This is a genomic window from Paracoccus sp. NSM, from assembly GCF_052379855.1.
In the GTDB taxonomy this organism is placed as follows: domain Bacteria; phylum Pseudomonadota; class Alphaproteobacteria; order Rhodobacterales; family Rhodobacteraceae; genus Paracoccus.
Genome location: NZ_JBQTCG010000037.1, coordinates 1 through 643 on the forward strand (window position 1 = coordinate 1; position 643 = coordinate 643).

Sequence of the window (643 nt, forward strand, 5' to 3'; positions counted from 1 at the left end):
CACCAACCGGGCGACGATCCGGCGCGAGGACCTGGAGGAGCGTGTGCTGGGCGGGCTGCGCGACCGGCTGATGCATCCGGAACTGGTCGCCGCCTTCGTCGAGGCCTATCGCCTGGCCTTCAACGAGGCGGCCGGACGGCGCAGCCGCGATCACGACGCCGCCCGCAAGGAGCTGGCGCAGGTCGAGGCAAAGATCGCGGGCCTCCTGACGGCGATCGAGGACGGGATGTATCACCCGTCGATGAAGGCGAAGATGGAGGCGCTGGAGGCACGCAAGGCGGAGCTGACCCGGATGCTTGCAGAGACGCCCGAGCCCCCTGCCCTGCGGCTGCACCCGGCCTTGGGCGAGCGCTACCGCCAGGAGATCGGTCGGCTGGCGGAGGCCCTGCAACGGCCGTCCACGCGTCCTGCGGCGACGGGGATCCTGCGGGGCCTGATCCGGGAGCTTCGGATGGTGCCTGATGCGGCTGCGCCGGGCGGGCATCATGTGGAGCTGGTGGGCGAGCTTGCCGGGATCCTGAGCCTCGCGGAGAGCGGGCGTCCGGACATGCGAAAGCCCCGGCGATTGGCCGGGGCTGATGATGAGTCTGTAACGGTGGTTGCGGGGGCAGGATTTGAACCTGCGGCCTTCAGGTTATGAGCC

Annotated in this window: 1 pseudogene; it reads left to right on the forward strand. The window is 70.0% G+C overall.

From position 1 onward, the window contains the following. Positions 1 to 640 (forward strand): annotated as a pseudogene (locus ACTZWU_RS16720) (recombinase family protein); the annotation flags it as partial. Positions 641 to 643: the final 3 nt, after the last annotated feature.